Origin of the sequence: Massilia sp. TSP1-1-2 (assembly GCF_049896185.1) — a bacterium.
Taxonomy (GTDB): domain Bacteria; phylum Pseudomonadota; class Gammaproteobacteria; order Burkholderiales; family Burkholderiaceae_D; genus Telluria_A.
The window spans coordinates 1-504 of record NZ_JAFCTU010000229.1; the positions used below are offsets into that span (position 1 = coordinate 1).

The following is a 504-nucleotide window of genomic DNA, read 5'->3' on the forward strand; positions in this document are numbered from 1 at the left end:
CGCGCCCCAGCTGCCGTCGGCCAGCTGACGCCCGCGCAGTGTGGCGGCGATGCTGTTCATCTTGGCTTCGATCGCCGCGCGCCGCGCCGCGTCACGTGAATAGAAACGTGCCGCTTCACCAAGGCCCATCAGCTGGTGCGCCTGGGTCAGGGTGTCGTTGGTGCCGAGCTCCTGGCTTTGCATCCACGCGCTTGCCTTGTCGATCACGCCCGCCAGCTTGGCCTGGCGCGCCGGCACATCATAGCCGTGCGGTGTCATTTGCATCATCCCCCTTCCGTCGTAGACTACGGAAATGAGCCGACCGTCCGGCAGGACCGCGTAATTGTTGCCGACATTCGCGTCCAGCTTGTCAGCGCGGTTGCGCAGCAGCGTCTCGCCCTGCCATTTGTCATTGATGCGCCAAGTGCCGGTACTGGTACTGAGGACCCAGCCGCCGTCGTAGGCGAACAGGTCGTAGGGCTTGCCATCGTAAACAGTGTTGGCGATGATTTCGTCGACCGACTT

The 504-nt window shown here is 63.5% G+C and carries 1 protein-coding gene; it reads right to left on the reverse strand.

Features of this window, described 5'->3' with window-relative positions; genetic code table 11:
• A partial coding sequence (locus tag ACP7BV_RS27845) for a hypothetical protein (RefSeq protein WP_426108157.1) occupies window positions 1–504 on the reverse strand: 504 nt, incomplete at both ends.